The sequence below is a fragment of the Nocardia sp. IBHARD005 genome (assembly GCF_052814245.1).
The window spans coordinates 4430513-4446432 of the sequence record NZ_CP199935.1 but is presented as its reverse complement, the minus strand read 5'-3'; the positions used below and the strand labels follow the sequence as shown (position 1 = coordinate 4446432).

The following is a 15920-nucleotide window of genomic DNA, read 5'->3' as shown; positions in this document are numbered from 1 at the left end:
ATCACTCCTGATCGATGATGGTGGCGGCAGCTCGGTGGCGAGGGCCGTGCCGACGTCGAGCGACGGTCCCGACGGTGAGTCCTCCGGCCTGGCCGTCATCATCGGTCAGCGTCCGGTGCCAGGACCGCGTGCTCGCGCGGCGCTCGTAGACCACAGCGGCCAGGCACAGCAATCCCCACACCGAGGTGACCGTGAGCGTCTTGCCCCGCTCGGGTCGCCCTGTCATGGCGTGGGCGAATACGGCGGTGTCGGCAGCATCGGAGCCGACCCGCACGACCGCTGCCACCGCGCGAGCACCAGGACCCGACGCCGTCGCCAGGGCGATTCCGGAGATCACGTCACGAAGTGCGACCGACCGGGCCAAGGTGCGCAGTTCGGGTTCCGCGCCGGTGCCGAGCCCGCTGGGCCGCAGCAGGATGCCGGGCCACACCGTGACGGCGGCACCGTAGGCCGCGGTCGCGACACCGAGGATTCGAGTCGGTGTGGTGGGGTTCATCGGGTCACCGCCGCGTCGAGCTCGGCTGCCGGGTCCCGGTGGCGCAGGATCAGTTGCAGCGTGTCGAGGTATCCCGAGCGGAATCCAGCTTCGGAGTAGGCGAGGTAGAGCCGCCACATCCGCTGGAACACCTCGTCGAAGCCCAGTGCGCCGACCTGATCGGCGGCGGCGGTGAAGCGGTCCTGCCACAGCCGAAGCGTGTGGGCGTAGTGCTGTCCCATCGCCGCCCGATCCACGAGCTCGAGCTCGGTGTGGCGTGAGATGAGTTGCGCCAGTACCTCTTCCGACGGGAGGAACCCGCCGGGGAAAATGTATTTCTGCACCCAGGTGTGTGTCGCGCGACCGGCCTGCATCCGGTCGTGCGGCATGGTGATGACCTGCAAGGCTATGCGGCCGCCCGGCGCGAGGTCCCGTTCGAGGACGGTCAGATAGCCGGGCAGATAGTCGTAGCCCACCGCTTCGATCATCTCCACCGAGATCACCGCGTCGTACCGGCCGTCGACCTCACGGTAGTCACACAGTTCGATCGACACCCGGTCGGTGAGCCCGGCCTCGGCCACGCGTGCGCACGCCAGCCGCTGCTGTTGCGCCGAGAGTGTGACCGAGCGAACGGTCGCACCACGCTGCGCGGCCCGGATGGCGAGTTCGCCCCAGCCGGTGCCGATTTCGAGTACCGAGGTACCGGCCCCGACTCCGGCAGCGTCGAGCAGCCGATCGATCTTGGCGCGCTGGGCCACGGCAAGGTCGCCCCAGAGCGGGGCGGGGCTGAGCCGATCGAACAGCGCCGCCGAGTAGGTCATGGTCTCGTCGAGGAACAACGCGAAGAAGTCGTTGGACAGGTCGTAGTGGTGCGCGGCGTTGCTGCGAGCCCCGGCCCTGGTAGCCCGGGTCCGTGCCGGTTGTCCCGGCAGGACGAGGGATCGCAGCATCTGGAGCGGCGCTGGGACGAGCTGTCCCAGGTCCGAGGCCAGCACGGTAAGCACCGCAGCCGGATCCGGCGCCGACCACTCACCCGTCATGTAGGACTCACCGAAACCGATGAGTCCGGTGGCGCCGACGCGGGTGGCGAAGTCGTCCGGGTCGTGGAGCACCATCAGCGGGCTGGTCGGGTCGTGGACGCCACCGCCGAAGGTCGTTCCGTCGGGCAGTTCGACGCGCAGTGGAAGTCGTTGCACCGCACGCCGGAACAGTGCGTCCACGACCAGGCGACCCGCACCGGCACGGACGCCGCGGGGCACCTCGGCCAGGTGCGCCCACCGGCCAGCGATCGGCGCGGATGTCGTGGGCTGTGTACCGCACGAGGAGATGGTCATGACAGAGCCTCCTGGGAAAGATGCTGTGTGCGCGACACGATCGGTAGACCCCGACGCCACAGCCGCAGTCCTTGCCACCGGATCAGCACGGCGATGCGCCAGGTTTCGCAGGGATGCACGAGAATCACGCGGGCGAGGGTCCGGTGCGTCGCCGGCAGGACGAGTCCACGGACGGTGGCCTCGAAGGTGGTCCGGCCGTCCGGTCCCTCGAGCGATATCGTCAGCTGCAGGCGAGTGCCGGGAACCGGGAGACACAGCCGGTATCGCCCGGCCACCGGGTTGAACGGCGAGACGTAGAACTCCTTGGCGACAACGGGATTCGCCTCGGGTGCGACGACATAGCGGTGCCGTTCGCCGTAGGTGTTGTGTACTTCGGCGATCACACATCGCAGGGCGCCGGTGTCGTCGTGGCACCAGAACACGGTGAGCGGGTTGAAGACATAGCCCAACACCCGCGCGTTGGCGAGCATCAGTATCTGCCCACCGCGCAGGTCGATGCCCCGGTGTGCCAGGTGGTCGACTACGTTGTCGCGCAGGGTGGCCGACGGATCACCGAGATGGTCGCGCGCGGCGAAACCCGCGAACGGGCGCAACAACCATGCCGGGGTCGGCATCTCGTCGAGGTCGACAAGCCAGCTGTAGCTGCGATAGGCGAACAGATGACGCACGGGTTCGCGGCGGGAGTGGCGAATCACGGTGCGTACCAGTCGGGCTCGGGTCATGTCGCCCGCTGGGTGACGGCCGGGCGCACCGAGGGGCGCGTGTGCCACTGTCCACCGACGCGTTCGGCGGCGCGCAGTCCCGACAGTGCGCCGTCCTCGTGGAATCCCCACCCGTGGTAGGCGCCGGCGAAGGCCACGGTGTGGTCGCCGAGGCCGGGCAGCCGCCGCCGGGCGGCCAGGGAACATGGCGTGTATTGCGGGTGTTCGTAGGTCATCGTGGCCAGGACCGCGTCGGGTGCCACTCGGTCGGCGTCGCCGAGGGTCACCAGGAACCTACGGTCCGCACCGGCGTGCAGACGTTGCAGGCGAGTCACGTCGTAGCTCACGAGCACGCCGTCGGCCGTCGAATCACACTGCGGGAGAAGGTAGTTCCAGGACGCCCGGGCGCCGCTGCGGCGCGGGAGCACCGAGTCGTCGGTGTGCAGGACGGTGTGGTTGGTCGAGTAGGTCAGCGCGGTGAGGACCTCGGATTCGGCAACGGTCGGCGTCTCCAGCAGCCGCAACGCCTGGCCGGGATGAGTGGCGATCACGGCGGCGTCGAAATGGTCGACCCGATCGGCGTCGTCGCGGACGGTGACCGACCTTGCGCAGCGGTGGACGGTCCGCACCGGCACTCCTGCCCGTACCTCCTGCACGCCCTCGGCGATCGCTCGCACGTAGGTGGCCGAGCCGCCCGATACGGTCCGCCAGGTGGGCGAGCCGAACACGGTGAGCATGCCGTGGTGGTCGAGGAACGTGAACAGGTAGCGGGCGGGGTAGCGCAGCGCGAGGTCCGGCGGGCAGGACCACACCGCGGCCACCAGCGGCACCAGGAAATGCGCGGTGAAGTAGGCGGAGAAACCACCGACGCGCACGAACTCCCCCAGGGTGCGCAGGTCGTCGCCATCGGTGTCCAGTTCGGCGCGGGCGAGTCGGTGGAAGCGGGTGATCTCGCCGAGCATCCGCAGATAGGGGCCATCGGCCAGCGTCCGTGGCGTCGGGAAGAGCCCACGCAGCCCTTTGGCGCCTGCGTATTCGAGCCCGCAGCCGTCGCAGCGGATCGACATCGACATGTCGGAGTCCTGCGTGCGCACTCCCAGTTCGCCGAACAATCGCAGCAGGGTGGGGTAGGTGCGGTCGTTGTGCACGATGAAGCCGGAATCCACGCCGAGCCACTTCCCCGAGCCGTCGGCGCGCGCGTTCATCCGGTGGGTATGGGCGTGGCCGCCGAGGCGCGCATCCGCTTCGTAGAGAACGACTTCACAGGTGCGGGCCAGCACCCAGGCGGCGGTGAGACCGGCGACCCCGCTGCCGATCACCGCGACGCGCTGTCGGTCGCCGGTCATCGCCCTGCCCGCGATTCGGGTCCGCCGCCGGCGCGCAGCCGGTCGGCCGATGCTGGGATACCGGCGACTGTTCGTCGACCGCGGGATGAGGTTGCGGTCATAGCGTCCTCCAGCGGTCGGCCGAGCCGATGGATTGTCCGACTCACACTTTCGACGCTATCATAAAACGATGCATAAACGATGCGACGCTGCGAGGCGGGGCGGACCCGGCAGGGGCGATCCATGACTGTCCACCGTCCGACCCACCTCGACGCGACGCTGGACCGCACCGTGGTCCTCGGCTACAGCCGGATCGGCTTCCGGGTGCGGAGCAGAGCCTGGCCCCCGTTCCCACCGCAGGCGCTGAAGGGCCGAACCGCCCTGGTCACCGGCGCGAATTCCGGCATCGGCAAGGCCATCGCCGCGGGATTGGCCGGACTCGGAGCATCGGTCACCCTGGCGGTGCGCAACACCTCACGCGGTGACGTGGCGGCGGCCGAGATCACCGTGGCAGTTCCCGATGCCGCGCTGCAGGTCGAACGATGCGACGTGGCCGATCTCGTGGACGTGCGGGAGTTCGCAGCCCGCTTCCTCGGCAAGACCGATCGTTTGGATATGCTCGTCCACAACGCGGGCGTCATGCCCACCTCCCGCACCGAGAGCACACAGGGCCACGAGCTCTGCCTGGCCACCCACGTGCTCGGACCGCTACTGCTCACCGAGTTGCTCTCTCCCGCGCTGGCCCGCGCAGCGGCCGCCCAGGTGATCCTGATGTCCTCGGGCGGCATGTACGCCCAGGCTCTGCATCCCAACAATCTCGAATACCGCACCGGCGACTACCACGGGGCGACCGCCTACGCACGGTCGAAGCGGATGCAGGTCGCACTGACCCCGGCCCTGGCCGATCACTATGCTGGAGAAGGCATTTCGGTCCACAGCATGCACCCCGGCTGGGTGGACACCTCGGGCGTGGCCACCTCGCTGCCGAAGTTTCACGCACTCGCACGCCCACTGCTGCGCTCCCCCGCCGATGGCGCGGACACCGCGATCTGGCTCGCCGCCACCGATGGCTTGCCGTCCGGAAGGTTCTGGCACGACCGAAGAATCCGGCCCGAGCATTACCTGCGACGCACCCGCGATAGATCTGCCGACCGCGATCGCCTGTGGCAGTTCTGTGCCGCCGCGACCGGACTCGCGATCGGGTAGACCCACGCCCGACCGGCCCTGGCGAGGTCGCCACCGCCCCTACTTAATGATTCATTTTCGATGCACTCGGTGACACAGTGGCAGCCTCGAGGCGGCCAGCTGTGCGCCGATGCACCGGATCGTCATCAAGAAAGCTGATACACGCCGCGAACTCGGCCAATTCGTCCTCGGCCATCGCCGCCAGGCACCTGAATCCCGCAGCCTTCCAGACCATTTCGTTTCACTAGCGAAACTCAACCCTTGCCGACCAGCAACTTATTCGAGCCCACCCATCACCGGCCCGGCCGGATCGAGAGAAGAAAATACTACTTTTCAGTAATTCTGCGAAAACACGACATACGCGACAAACCGCAAATACCGTCCACACCATTCGGCGGCCGGGGTTGGCCGTCGTATCGATGTGGGAGCGGCATGCTGGAAGTTCGCAACCTGGAAGTGGTGTACGAGGACGTCATCCTGGTCTGTAAGGGAGTGAGTCTCGACGTGGCTCCCGCACAGATCGTGACCCTCCTCGGCGCCAACGGAGCTGGAAAGACCTCGACACTGCGGGCTATCACCGGCCTGCTCGATACCCATCGCGGCCGCATAGCCGCGGGCACGATCAGTGTCGACGGCACCTCGATCACCGACGTCGAACCCGCCACAGTGGTTCGCTCGGGCATCGGACAAGTCATGGAGGGCCGAAGAATCTTCGTCGACTTCACCGTCGAGGAGAATCTGCTCGTCGGCGCGCACACCCGTAAACGGTCTGCTATCGCACCCGATCTCGAACGCGTCTACGCCATGTTCCCGATCTTGAAGGATCGCCGCACCGGGCGTGCGGGGTTCCTCTCCGGTGGCGAGCAGCAGATGCTGGCGATCGGGCGGGCGCTGATGGCGCACCCGCGCTATCTGCTGCTCGACGAACCGAGCTTGGGGCTGGCGCCGCTGGTGGTGGCGCGGATCCGCGACCTCATCGTCGAGATCGCGGCGGCGGGTACGGGGGTGCTGCTGGTCGAGCAGAACGCCGCGATGGCGCTCTCGATCGCCGACCACGGGTACGTGATGGAGAACGGCAAGATCGTGATGGACGGTCCCGCCGCGCAATTGCGCGAGAACTCCGACATCCAGGAGTTCTACCTGGGACTGGGTGCGGAGTCGGGCAGCTACCGAGACCTCAAGCGCTACAAGCGCAGGAAGCGCTGGATCGCATGAGCATCGTGACTGTCGAGAACCTGAGCCTGCGATTCGGTGGCACCCACGCCCTGACCGGCGTCGGTTTCGAGGTCACCGAGGGCGAACTCTTCGCGGTGATCGGCCCCAACGGCGCGGGCAAGACCTCCATCTTCAACTGCCTGTCCGGGGTGTACCGCCCGCAGGAAGGCTCGATCACGCTGGCGGGCACACCGCTGCGGGGTCTGCGGCCCGACGCGATCGCCCGCCGCGGAGTGGCCCGGATGTTCCAGAACATCGAGCTGTTCGACAACCTCACGGTGCTCGACAACATCAAGCTCGGGCGCCATATCCACTTGCGCTACAGCACTGTCGAGGCCGCCCTGTTCCTTGGCCGGGCCCGCCGCGCCGAGCTGGCGGCCCGGCGCTTCGCCGAGGGACTGATCGAGTTCCTTGAACTCGAGTCGGTGCGCCACCACCCGGTCGGCATGCTGCCCTACGGCATCAAGAAGCGGGTGGAGCTGGCGCGCGCGCTGGCGATGGAACCGTCGCTGCTGCTGCTCGACGAGCCGGTGGCCGGCATGAACGTCGAGGAGACCGAGGACATGGCCCGGTTCCTCTGCGATATCCGCTCCGAAATGGGGATCTCGATGATCATGGTCGAACACGACATGCGGCTGGTGATGGACCTCGCCGACCGAATCATGGTGCTGGACTTCGGCAAACGCATCGCCCTCGGCACACCCGAGCAGGTGCGCCGCGATCCGGCGGTGATCGCCGCCTACCTCGGCGGCGCCGACACCGACAGCGCCGCCGAGGCCGAAGCTCTGCTGGAGAGCCGATGAGCACCCCGCGCCGCCTGCCGCAGCTGATCGCGGCCCGCGCCGCCGCCACCCCCACCACGGTGGCCCTTCGCGAGAAACACCTCGGTGTCTGGCGTCAGATCACCTGGGCCGAGTACGACACCCGGCGCCAGGTCGTGGCGCACGCGCTGGCCGCGCTCGGCGTCGGCGTGGGCGACCGCGTCGGCGTGCTGTCGGAAAACCGGTGCGAATGGCTCTACACCGATCTCGGGGCGCTGTCGCTGCGCGCGGCGAGCGTGGGTTTCTATCCCACCAGCCCGGCGGCCGAGGTCGAACATCTGCTCACCGATTCCGGGGTGAAGGTGCTCGTCGTCGAGGATCAGGAGCAGCTGGACAAGGCCGTCGCGGTCTGGGATCGCTGCCCGGCCCTCGAGACGATCGTCTACCTCGACGGTCGTGGCCTTGCCGACTACACCGACGAGCGGCTGCTCTCGTGGGCGCAGCTCTCCGAGCGCGGCACCGCGCATCTGGCCGGCAATCCGGATCTGCTCGACGAGATCGCCTCGGGCACAAGCGATGACGACCTCGCCACGCTGGTCTACACCTCCGGCACCACCGGCCCGCCCAAGGGCGCGATGCTGACCGTCGCCAACATCGACTTCTTCCTCGCGAAGGCGGGCGAGGGCATCGGGTTGTTCACCACGATTCCCAGCGAGCGCGATGTGACCCTGTCGTACCTGCCGCTGTGCCACGTCGCCGAACGGGCGTTCACGGTCTGGTACAACGCCGGGCACGGTGTGGTCGTGCACTTCGCCGAATCCTTCGACACCATCTCCGCCGACCTGGCCGAGGTGCAGCCGACGGTGTTCTTCGGCGTGCCGCGGGTGTGGGAGAAGATGCGGGCCACCGTCGAATCGAAGATGGCCTCGGCCTCGCCGATGAAGCGGCTGGCGTGGCGGGTGTCGCGGCGCATCGGTGACCGTGTCGCCACGCAGCGGCTGGCCAACGGCGGCTCGCACACGCTCCGCTCCCGGTTGTGGTATTCGATCGCCTGGGTTCTGGTGTTCCGGGCGCTGCGCGAACGGCTCGGCCTGCGCCGGGTGCGGACCGCGCTGTCGGCGGCGGCGCCGATCTCGCCGGAGGTGCTGCGGTTCTTCCTGGCGATGGGCGTGCAGGTCACCGAGGCCTACGGCATGACCGAGAACACCGCGCTGGCCTCCTCCACCCGCCCTGGCAGGCAACGGCTCGGCACCGTCGGTGAGGTCCTCGACGGCATCGGCCTGCGCCTGGACCCGCAGACCCAGGAAATCCAGACCAGCCACGCCGGCAACTTCGCCGGCTACTGGGGCAACCCGGCCGCCACCGCCGAGGCCTTCACCGAGGACGGCTGGTTGCGCACCGGCGATCTCGGCGAGTGGGTCGGCGACTCGCACCTGCGGCTGATCGGGCGCAGCAAGGACATCATGATCACCGCGGGCGGCAAGAACATCTCGCCCGCCGAGATCGAGAACGAGCTCAAGACATCGCCGTTCGTCAACGAAGCCGTGGTGATCGGTGACGCCCGCCCGTATCTCACCGCGCTCATCGCGATCGACCACGACGTGGTCGCCGACTGGGCCTCGCGCCACCACCTGCCATACACCACCTACCACGATCTCTCCGGCAAGCCCGAGGTGGTCGAACTGATCCGCGCGGCCATCCTGGTCTGCAACGACACGTTCGCCCGCGTCGAGCACATCCGCAAGTTCCGGATGCTGCGCAAGGAACTCGACCACGAGGACGGCGAGCTGACCGCGACCCGGAAGGTCAAGCGGGCGGCGATGATCACCGCCTACGACTCCCTCATCGGCGACATGTATGCCAACACCACCGACCACGCGGGCGGCGACCTGCTGTCGGTGCACACAGAGAGAGCGGACGCATGAGCCAGCCATTCTCGCGCACCCGGCGCGCGCACGGAGCCGGGGCGGTGCACCGATGATCGAGTTCGCCGAATCCCTGGTCCGCGGTACGGGCCTGGGCGCAATGTACTCGCTGATCGCGGTCGGCTTCGTCATCATCTTCCGGGCCACCGGCGTGATGAACTTCGCCCAGCCCGTGTTCATGATCCTGGGCACCTTCCTCAGCTACACCCTCACCGGCGCGGCCGGGCTGCCGTTCGCGGTGGCCGCTCTCGGCGCGGTCGCCTCGGTGGCCGCGATCGCGGCGGCGACCGAGCGGATCGCGATGCGGCCCATGGTCGGCCGGCCGCCGTTCTCGGCGACGCTGGTCACCGTCGGGCTGTTCGCCGCCGGACTCGTGGTGGCCAACAAGCTGTTCGGGCCCGATGTGATCACCTCCGGTGACCCGTGGGGCCTCGGCAGCTTCTGCCTCGGCGGCACCCGCGCCGAGACCGGCACCGTCGCCGGGCTGGCCGCACCCTGCGTCGGTGGCGTCACCGTCGGCTACGTCGACATCTTCAAAGTGGTGTCGGCGGTGGTGATCGTCGGTGCGCTGCTGCTGTGGCTGGACCGCTCACGCTACGGGCTGGCGATGCGCGCCACCGCCGCCGACCAGGAGACCGCGATGGCCCAGGGCATCAGCGCGGGCACGATCTTCTCCCTGTCGTGGGCACTGGCGGGCGCGCTGGCCGCCTGCGGCGGGATCCTGCTCGGCACCGCGCCCGGTGGCGTCGCGGCCGCGGCGGCGCTGGTGGCGCTGAAAGCCCTGCCCGCCACCATCATCGGCGGCCTCGACTCGGTGAAGGGCGCGGTGGTCGGTGGGCTGATCGTCGGCTGGGCCGAAGCGCTCACCAAGACCTACCAGCCGGATCTGGCGCCGTGGCTGGGCGCCAACTTCGACGTCGTCATGCCCTACGTACTGATGTTCGCCGTCCTGCTCGTGTCCCCGTACGGGCTCTACGGCACCAAGGAGGTGCAGCGAGTATGACCACTACCCGCCAAGATTCGCCCCGCAAGGTTCTCGTGCCGCGTGCGGTGCTGCGCGGTCGACCACGGCTCTACACCACCTACGCCGCCGACCAGGCCATCTGGAACACCCCAGCCAAGGCGTGGTGGACAGGCGGTCTGCTGGTGCCGGCGGTGCTGGCGCCGTTCCTGGTCACCAGCGACGTCACCAATCTCCTCGCGCTGGTGGCGGTGTACGCCATCGGCGGGATCGGGCTCAACCTGCTCACCGGGTTCGCTGGGCAGGTGTCGCTGGGGCACGCGTTCTTCGTCGGCGCAGGCGCCTATACCGCGGCGGTGTTCGGCGGCACGCAGACCCGCACCGTCATCGGCTTCGGCTGGGACATGGCGCTGTGGCTGCCGATGGCCGCGCTGGTGCCTGCGCTGCTGGGACTTGTCGTGGCGCCCTTGGCATCTCGGGTGCGCGGCCTCTACCTGGCCACCCTCACGCTGGGCCTGGTGATGCTCGGTGAACACGTCTACCAGGAGTGGACCAGCGTCACCGGCGGCGCGGGCATCGGGCGGCGCCCGGCCGAACCGATCCTGTTCGGCGTGGACCTGACCAAAAAGTACAAGGTGGCCGGGGTGGTCGTCGACGAGACCATCACCCTCTACCTGGTGTGCCTGGCGGTGCTGATCCTGGCGGCCCTGGCCGCGCGCAACCTGGCCCGCTCCAAGGTGGGCCGGTCCTTCGCCGCGGTGCGCGACCGCGACATCGCCGCCGAGGTGATGGGGGTGCCGTTGCAGCGCACCAAGACCCTGGCCTTCGTCATCTCCTCGGCCTACGCGGGCGTGTGCGGCGCGCTGCTGTCGGTGGTGGTCGGCCAGATCAGCGCCGAACGCTGGAACCTGCTGCTGTCCATCGACTTCCTGGCCATCGTGCTCATCGGTGGCATCGCCACGTTGTCCGGCACGATCATGGGCGCCGCGTTCGTGGTGCTGCTGCCGCGCATCCTCGAAGAGCTCACCCGGGCCTTCCCGTTCCTGGTCGATGCCGAGGGCGAGATCCTCGGCGTCACCCTCGAGCAGGTGCAGCTGATCCTGTTCGGCGTGCTCATCGCCGCCGTCATCGTGCTCGAGCCGCGCGGCATGTTCGGGCTGTGGCTGCGCGCGCGCAACTACTTCAAGGCTTGGCCATTCAGTTACTGAGCCTTCCACTGCCGACCACTCGACCCTGGATTCACCCGCTCAAAGGAGATTCACATCATGAGTGCCGCACTGCGCCGCCCTCGGGGCGCCTACCGTCGGTCGGTCCGCGTGGCCGCCCTGCCCGTCTTGGCAGCGCTGCTGCTCTCGGTGGGCTGTTCGAGCGTCGACGAGGAGACCGGCGCCGGTTCCACCGGCCCCGGTGTGACCAAGGAGCCCTGCCCCAACGCCATCGACAAGGCCAAGGGCTGCATCTACCTCGGCGCGCTCAGCGACCTCGAGGGTGGGCCCTTCGCGGTGATCGGTCAGGCCGTCAACGCGGGCCAGACCGATTTCTGGAGGAAGGTCAACGAGTCCGGCGGTATCGGCGGCAAGTACGAGGTCGACCTGGCCACCAACACCAAGAACACCTCCTACGACGCGCAGAAGCATGCCGCCGGGTATAAGGAGATCGAGCCGAAGATCCTCGCGCTCGCGCTGAGCCTTGGCACCGTGCAGACCCAGGCCATTCTCGACGACATGGACTCCGACAACGTCGTCGCGGCCGCGGGCACCTTCTGGTCGGGCTGGCAGTTCCCCGAGACCGACAAGGGCCTGGTGCTCGAGTCCGGCTACTCCTACTGCACCGAAGCCGTGATCGGCCTGGACTGGCTCGCGGCCAACAAGTCCAAGCCCACCAAGCTCGCCTCCGTCGGCTTCCCCGGCGACTACGGCGGGGACTACGCCGAGGGCGTCAAGCGCTGGGCCGACGCCAACGGCGCCCAGGTGGTCGCCACCATCAAGACCGCCCCCAACCAGGTCGCCGGTAACCAGGACGGCCCGGTGCAGCAGATCGTCTCCGCCGCACCCGATGTCGTGACGCTGGCCACCGGTCCGGCCGAGACCGCCGAGATCATCGGCAAGGCCGTCGCCGCCGGCTACAAGGGCCGCTTCATCGGCGCAGGCCCCACCTGGAACGGCGCGCTGCTCAAGACTCCGGCGGCGCCCGCGCTGAAGGCTCTCTACAACAGCACCAGCCCGTTCGACGGCTGGGACGGCACCAGCGCGGGCATCGCCGAGGCCAAGGCCGCCACCGCGGGCAAGGTCCCCTCGAACTGGGCCTACATCGCGGGCTGGGCGATCTCCAAGCCGATCAAGCAGATCCTCGACATCGCGGCCGAGCAGGACAAGCTCAACCGCGTCGACATCCGCAAGCTCGCCAACTCGCTCGAGGCGAACTTCGACGGGCTGGCCCCCAACCAGGTCTATGGCAAGGCGCCGGTCGCCAAGTCGTTCACCGGCAGCATCGCCGTGCCCGACGACAGCGCCCCGATGGGTACCAAGACCGTGGAGGCCAACTACAAGGCGCCGACGCTGGAGAAGATCAAGTACGACTCCCCCTGCGTAATGCCCTGATACGCAAGCGATCTCGGCCCACGCACCGAAGTTCGATGCGGGGGCCGAGTCGTCTCCGGGTCAGATGCGAGTTATGCCGGTGGTGTTTTGGCGCAGGTGAACTGCATGACATCGATGAGCCCGGTCCGGAACTGTTCGGCGCTGCCGGTGAGGTAGTGCTGGTAGTTGTCGACCGTGTCCTGCCCGGCCATCGCGACCGCCTCGTCGTTGTGCGCGGTCAGCGCGGCAGCCCAATGGTCGAGGGTTCTCGCGTAATGCGGCTGCAGCGCCTGGATCTGCGTGACGGAGAATCCGCCGGCTTCGGCGTATTCGCGCACACCGAGCGGGAAGCTCCCCCACGGCCGGGGCAGCTGCCCACCGGGAAAGATTTTCTCACGGATGAACCGCACGAACTCGAGGTCCTCATGGGTCAGCCGGATCCCGTTCTCCCGCAAATAGTCCCGCCCGTAGGCGACAATGGTGTGTAACAGCATGATCCCGTCGGCGGGCATCGCCCGGTAAGCGAAATCGAAGAAGTCGTCGTAGCGCTCGGACCGGAAATGCTCGAACGCCCCGATACTCACGATTCGATCAGCCCGCCCCTCGAACTCCTCCCACCCCGCCAGCAACACCTCACCATGCCCACCGCCGCCCTGCCGCTTGCGCAACAGATCCGACACGTAATCGTACTGATTACGGCTCAACGTCAGCCCGACCACATTCACCTGATAAGCGTCCAGGGCCCGCAACATCGTCGAGCCCCACCCGCACCCGATATCGAGCAGAGTCATACCCGGCTCGAGCCCGCATTTGCCCAACGCGAGATCGATTTTCGCGATCTGGGCCTGTTCCAGCGTGTAACCGGGTTCTTTCCAATACGCGCAGCTATAGGTGCGGGTCGGATCAAGGAACAATCCGAAGAAGTCATCATTCAAATCGTAGTGGGACTGGACATCGGCATAGAACGGGCGGTGACGAATCACGACAACAACCTCCACGCCATCGAGGTGAGAGCCCGCGGGTATCCGCGGCACATGATCGTTCCAGCCTCTACCACCCCGCGGCTCACAGCAACCCCCGAAATCGGTGATCGCCGACGACCCGGGAAACAATTCGGTCACACTGACATAATCGGCCACACTTACCTGGTGAATCAGGCGTGCAATCGTGAGCGATGACGTCAAGACGAATGCGAGCGCTGAACTCAGCTGTTCAGGATCAGGTCTGCGCATCGCTCGCCGATCATGATCGCGGGCGCGTTGGTGTTGCCACCCGTCACGCTCGGCATGATCGACGCGTCGGCGACTCGCAGTCCGTCGATTCCGCGCACTCGAAGCCGCGGATCCACGACCGCCCTCTCGTCGACACCCATCCGGACCGACCCAACGGGGTGATAGACGGTGTGGACACGATTCGGGAGCTCTTCGCGCATCGCTGCTTCGTCGGCGAATTTCACCCCCGGAACGAGTTCGCCCTCGTTGTCGCCGGTTCCCGCCATGATCTCGCGGACCATTGTGATGCCCTCCAGCAGCACCTCGGCGTCCTTGGGCGCCGTCAGATACGCCGGATCGATGAGTGGTGCGGCCGTCGGATCTGCGGAGGCCAACCGAACAGTCCCCCGGCTCTCCGGGTAGATGAGTGCTGGAAAAACACTTTGACCTGGCTTCTTAGTAGCCGGAACGACTCGTTGGTCGGAGTCTTGATTCGGTGACGGATATACCCAGTAAAGGCTGAGCAGTTGCAGGTCCGGGATCTCGCGCGCCTGCGAGGTACACACGAATGCGACTGCTTCGAAGGAGGAACCAGCCGCCCACGACGATCCCGGACGAAACCGTTCAGCCGCCAGTCCACGCAGGAAGTACGGCGCAGTCGGCTTGCGCAACGCCGATTTCATCGCGAACGAGAGATCCGCCGAGTATCCGGCCGCGCGTCATCGGGATCTCGCGGTCGAGCGCGTTGCGCTGCGGCGTCGACTTGTCGCCCCAATCGAACAGCTTCTTCAGCTGCGGCGTCGAGTGGATGACATTGATCGCGCCCGGGACCTGGACGAGCATCTTGGCCCAGCCCTTGTTGTCCACTCCACCCGCTTCGAGCAGCACCACGGACGCGCCGCTTTCGGCGAGCCTGCGTGCGACCGCACAGCCCGCGCTGCCCGCTCCGACAACGACGTAGTCGGCCTCGGTCACGTTGTTCTCCGTTCGGGAGGCGACCCGAACAACACCCGAATTGTATCGTGTTCTACTTCACGCCAGGATGCGCAATATCGCCGCCTACCACGGGGCCGAGGCGGAGGGCCGTGGCGCGCGGCGACCGCGCCGAGCGAGGCCGAGCGGTTGCGCGGTGGTGGTCGACGATCTCACGCCGCCGCACAACCATCACCACCCGCCCCCGGAGGAGCGCAGGTAGGCGGCCAAGCCCCGAACTCGTTGTGCCGGTAGCGAATCGGCGCGGGCCTGCTAGCGTTTGCGGCCGACGCCGGCGACGATGCAGTTGCGGACGTCGGAGAGTGGGGTGAGGTGGGGGCCGTCGGACCACCAGTCGTCGCAGCGGACCAAGCCGGGTTCGACCATCTCGAGATTGCCGAACATCGCCTGGATTTCGTCGCGAGTGCGGAAACGGCCACTGCCCATCGGGCTGTGGATGAACTTCTCTTCCATCTTCCGGGCGAGTTCGCTGTATTCGGCGGTCTCCGGGTCGTGGAAGTGGCCGATCGCCACGAACGAGCCCGAGGGCAGTGCGTCGATGTAGGTTTGCATCAGGGCGGAGCCGTCCTCGCCCAGGTAGTGGTGCAGCGTGCCGATCTGGAACAGGGCCAGCGGGCGGGTGAAGTCGAGTTCGCGGCGCACCGTGGCATTGCCGAGAACTTCCAGGGGGCGGAAGATGTCGGCTTCGGCGATGTGGGTGCGGCGGTTGCTGGCCAGCAGCGCCTGCGCGTGCACGAGAACCGACGGGTCGTTGTCGACGTAGACGACCTTGGACTCGGTGTTCACCCGCTGAACCACCTGGTGGGTGTTCTCCGCGGTGGGCAGACCCGACCCGAGGTCGAGGAACTGGTCGATGCCCGCCCTGGCCAGGAACCGGCAGGCACGGATGAGGAAATCACGGTTGGCCCAGGCCAGATCGTTGACCTGCGGGGCGACCGCGCGGACCTGGTCGAGCACCGCACGATCCACGTCGAAGTTGTCTTTGCCGTTGAGTGCGGCGTCGTAGACCCGCGCGATACTCGCACGGGTGGTATCCACCCCGACCGGGACAGCGCTGGGGTAGGCGGCAGAAGAATGTGACATCGAGAGCGCCTTTCGAGCATCGGAGCAGACTGGACGATTTCAGCCTAGAGCATCGGTTCCCTTGCTGGACAAGCTATTCCGACGCCGACTCGGGCAGGAGATGAAGCCGGGTACCCGGAGTACCCGTATCGGTGGGGTCCTATTCGCGTGCGCCTGCCGGTCCCACGATCAG

Annotated in this window: 14 protein-coding genes and 1 pseudogene; 7 read left to right on the top strand and 8 right to left on the bottom strand. The window is 67.4% G+C overall.

What is annotated here, in order from left to right; all coding sequences use genetic code 11:
* Position 1: 1 nt before the first annotated feature.
* The 4 genes from ACTWPB_RS20995 to ACTWPB_RS20980 are packed head-to-tail and all read right to left on the bottom strand — an operon-like array spanning position 2 to position 3856.
* Entirely contained in the window at positions 2-496 is a 495-nt protein-coding gene (locus ACTWPB_RS20995; protein WP_446222284.1) for a hypothetical protein, read from the bottom strand.
* Positions 493-1809: a class I SAM-dependent methyltransferase gene (locus ACTWPB_RS20990; protein ID WP_446222283.1), complete on the bottom strand. Its 1317-nt coding sequence runs from the start codon at positions 1807-1809 to the stop codon at positions 493-495. The genes ACTWPB_RS20995 and ACTWPB_RS20990 overlap by 4 nt, the downstream gene beginning before the upstream one ends.
* Positions 1806-2531: a DUF1365 domain-containing protein gene (locus tag ACTWPB_RS20985; RefSeq protein ID WP_446222282.1), complete on the bottom strand. Its 726-nt coding sequence runs from the start codon at positions 2529-2531 to the stop codon at positions 1806-1808. Before ACTWPB_RS20985 ends, ACTWPB_RS20990 begins: the two co-directional genes overlap by 4 nt.
* On the bottom strand, positions 2528-3856 hold the full coding sequence (locus tag ACTWPB_RS20980; RefSeq protein WP_446222281.1) for an NAD(P)/FAD-dependent oxidoreductase: 1329 nt from the start codon (positions 3854-3856) through the stop codon (positions 2528-2530). The genes ACTWPB_RS20985 and ACTWPB_RS20980 overlap by 4 nt, the downstream gene beginning before the upstream one ends.
* Before the next feature lie 222 nt (positions 3857-4078).
* Between ACTWPB_RS20980 and ACTWPB_RS20975 the strand changes: the two genes are divergently transcribed.
* The 7 genes from ACTWPB_RS20975 (at position 4079) to ACTWPB_RS20945 (ending at position 12482) form a co-directional block, all read left to right on the top strand.
* Entirely contained in the window at positions 4079-5041 is a 963-nt protein-coding gene (locus ACTWPB_RS20975) for an SDR family NAD(P)-dependent oxidoreductase (protein WP_446222280.1), read from the top strand.
* 411 nt (positions 5042-5452) lie between these two features.
* Entirely contained in the window at positions 5453-6235 is a 783-nt protein-coding gene (locus tag ACTWPB_RS20970; RefSeq protein ID WP_446222279.1) for an ABC transporter ATP-binding protein, read from the top strand.
* Positions 6232-7038, top strand: coding sequence for an ABC transporter ATP-binding protein (locus tag ACTWPB_RS20965; RefSeq protein WP_446222278.1), 807 nt, complete (start codon positions 6232-6234; stop codon positions 7036-7038). The genes ACTWPB_RS20970 and ACTWPB_RS20965 overlap by 4 nt, the downstream gene beginning before the upstream one ends.
* Entirely contained in the window at positions 7035-8921 is a 1887-nt protein-coding gene (locus ACTWPB_RS20960; RefSeq protein ID WP_446222277.1) for an AMP-dependent synthetase/ligase, read from the top strand. The genes ACTWPB_RS20965 and ACTWPB_RS20960 overlap by 4 nt, the downstream gene beginning before the upstream one ends.
* 52 nt (positions 8922-8973) lie before the next feature.
* Positions 8974-9924, top strand: a complete 951-nt coding sequence (locus ACTWPB_RS20955) for a branched-chain amino acid ABC transporter permease (protein ID WP_446222276.1) — start codon at positions 8974-8976, stop codon at positions 9922-9924.
* Complete coding sequence (locus tag ACTWPB_RS20950; protein WP_446222275.1) at positions 9921-11090, top strand: branched-chain amino acid ABC transporter permease; 1170 nt, start codon at positions 9921-9923, stop codon at positions 11088-11090. Before ACTWPB_RS20955 ends, ACTWPB_RS20950 begins: the two co-directional genes overlap by 4 nt.
* Positions 11091-11147: 57 nt before the next feature.
* Positions 11148-12482: an ABC transporter substrate-binding protein gene (locus tag ACTWPB_RS20945; protein WP_446222274.1), complete on the top strand. Its 1335-nt coding sequence runs from the start codon at positions 11148-11150 to the stop codon at positions 12480-12482.
* A 71-nt stretch (positions 12483-12553) separates the two neighbouring features.
* On the opposite strand, the gene ACTWPB_RS20940 is transcribed toward ACTWPB_RS20945, so the two are convergent.
* From ACTWPB_RS20940 to ACTWPB_RS20925, 4 genes and pseudogenes are all read right to left on the bottom strand, one after another.
* Positions 12554-13444, bottom strand: coding sequence for a cyclopropane mycolic acid synthase family methyltransferase (locus ACTWPB_RS20940; protein ID WP_446222273.1), 891 nt, complete (start codon positions 13442-13444; stop codon positions 12554-12556).
* A 221-nt stretch (positions 13445-13665) separates the two neighbouring features.
* A pseudogene (locus tag ACTWPB_RS20935) lies at positions 13666-14100 on the bottom strand (GMC oxidoreductase); the annotation flags it as partial.
* Between the two features lie 196 nt (positions 14101-14296).
* Positions 14297-14647 carry an FAD-dependent oxidoreductase gene (locus ACTWPB_RS20930; RefSeq protein WP_446222272.1) on the bottom strand — a complete coding sequence of 117 codons (351 nt, stop codon included), beginning with the start codon at positions 14645-14647 and terminating at the stop codon, positions 14297-14299.
* A 270-nt stretch (positions 14648-14917) separates the two neighbouring features.
* Positions 14918-15748, bottom strand: coding sequence for an SAM-dependent methyltransferase (locus tag ACTWPB_RS20925; protein ID WP_446222271.1), 831 nt, complete (start codon positions 15746-15748; stop codon positions 14918-14920).
* Positions 15749-15920: the final 172 nt, after the last annotated feature.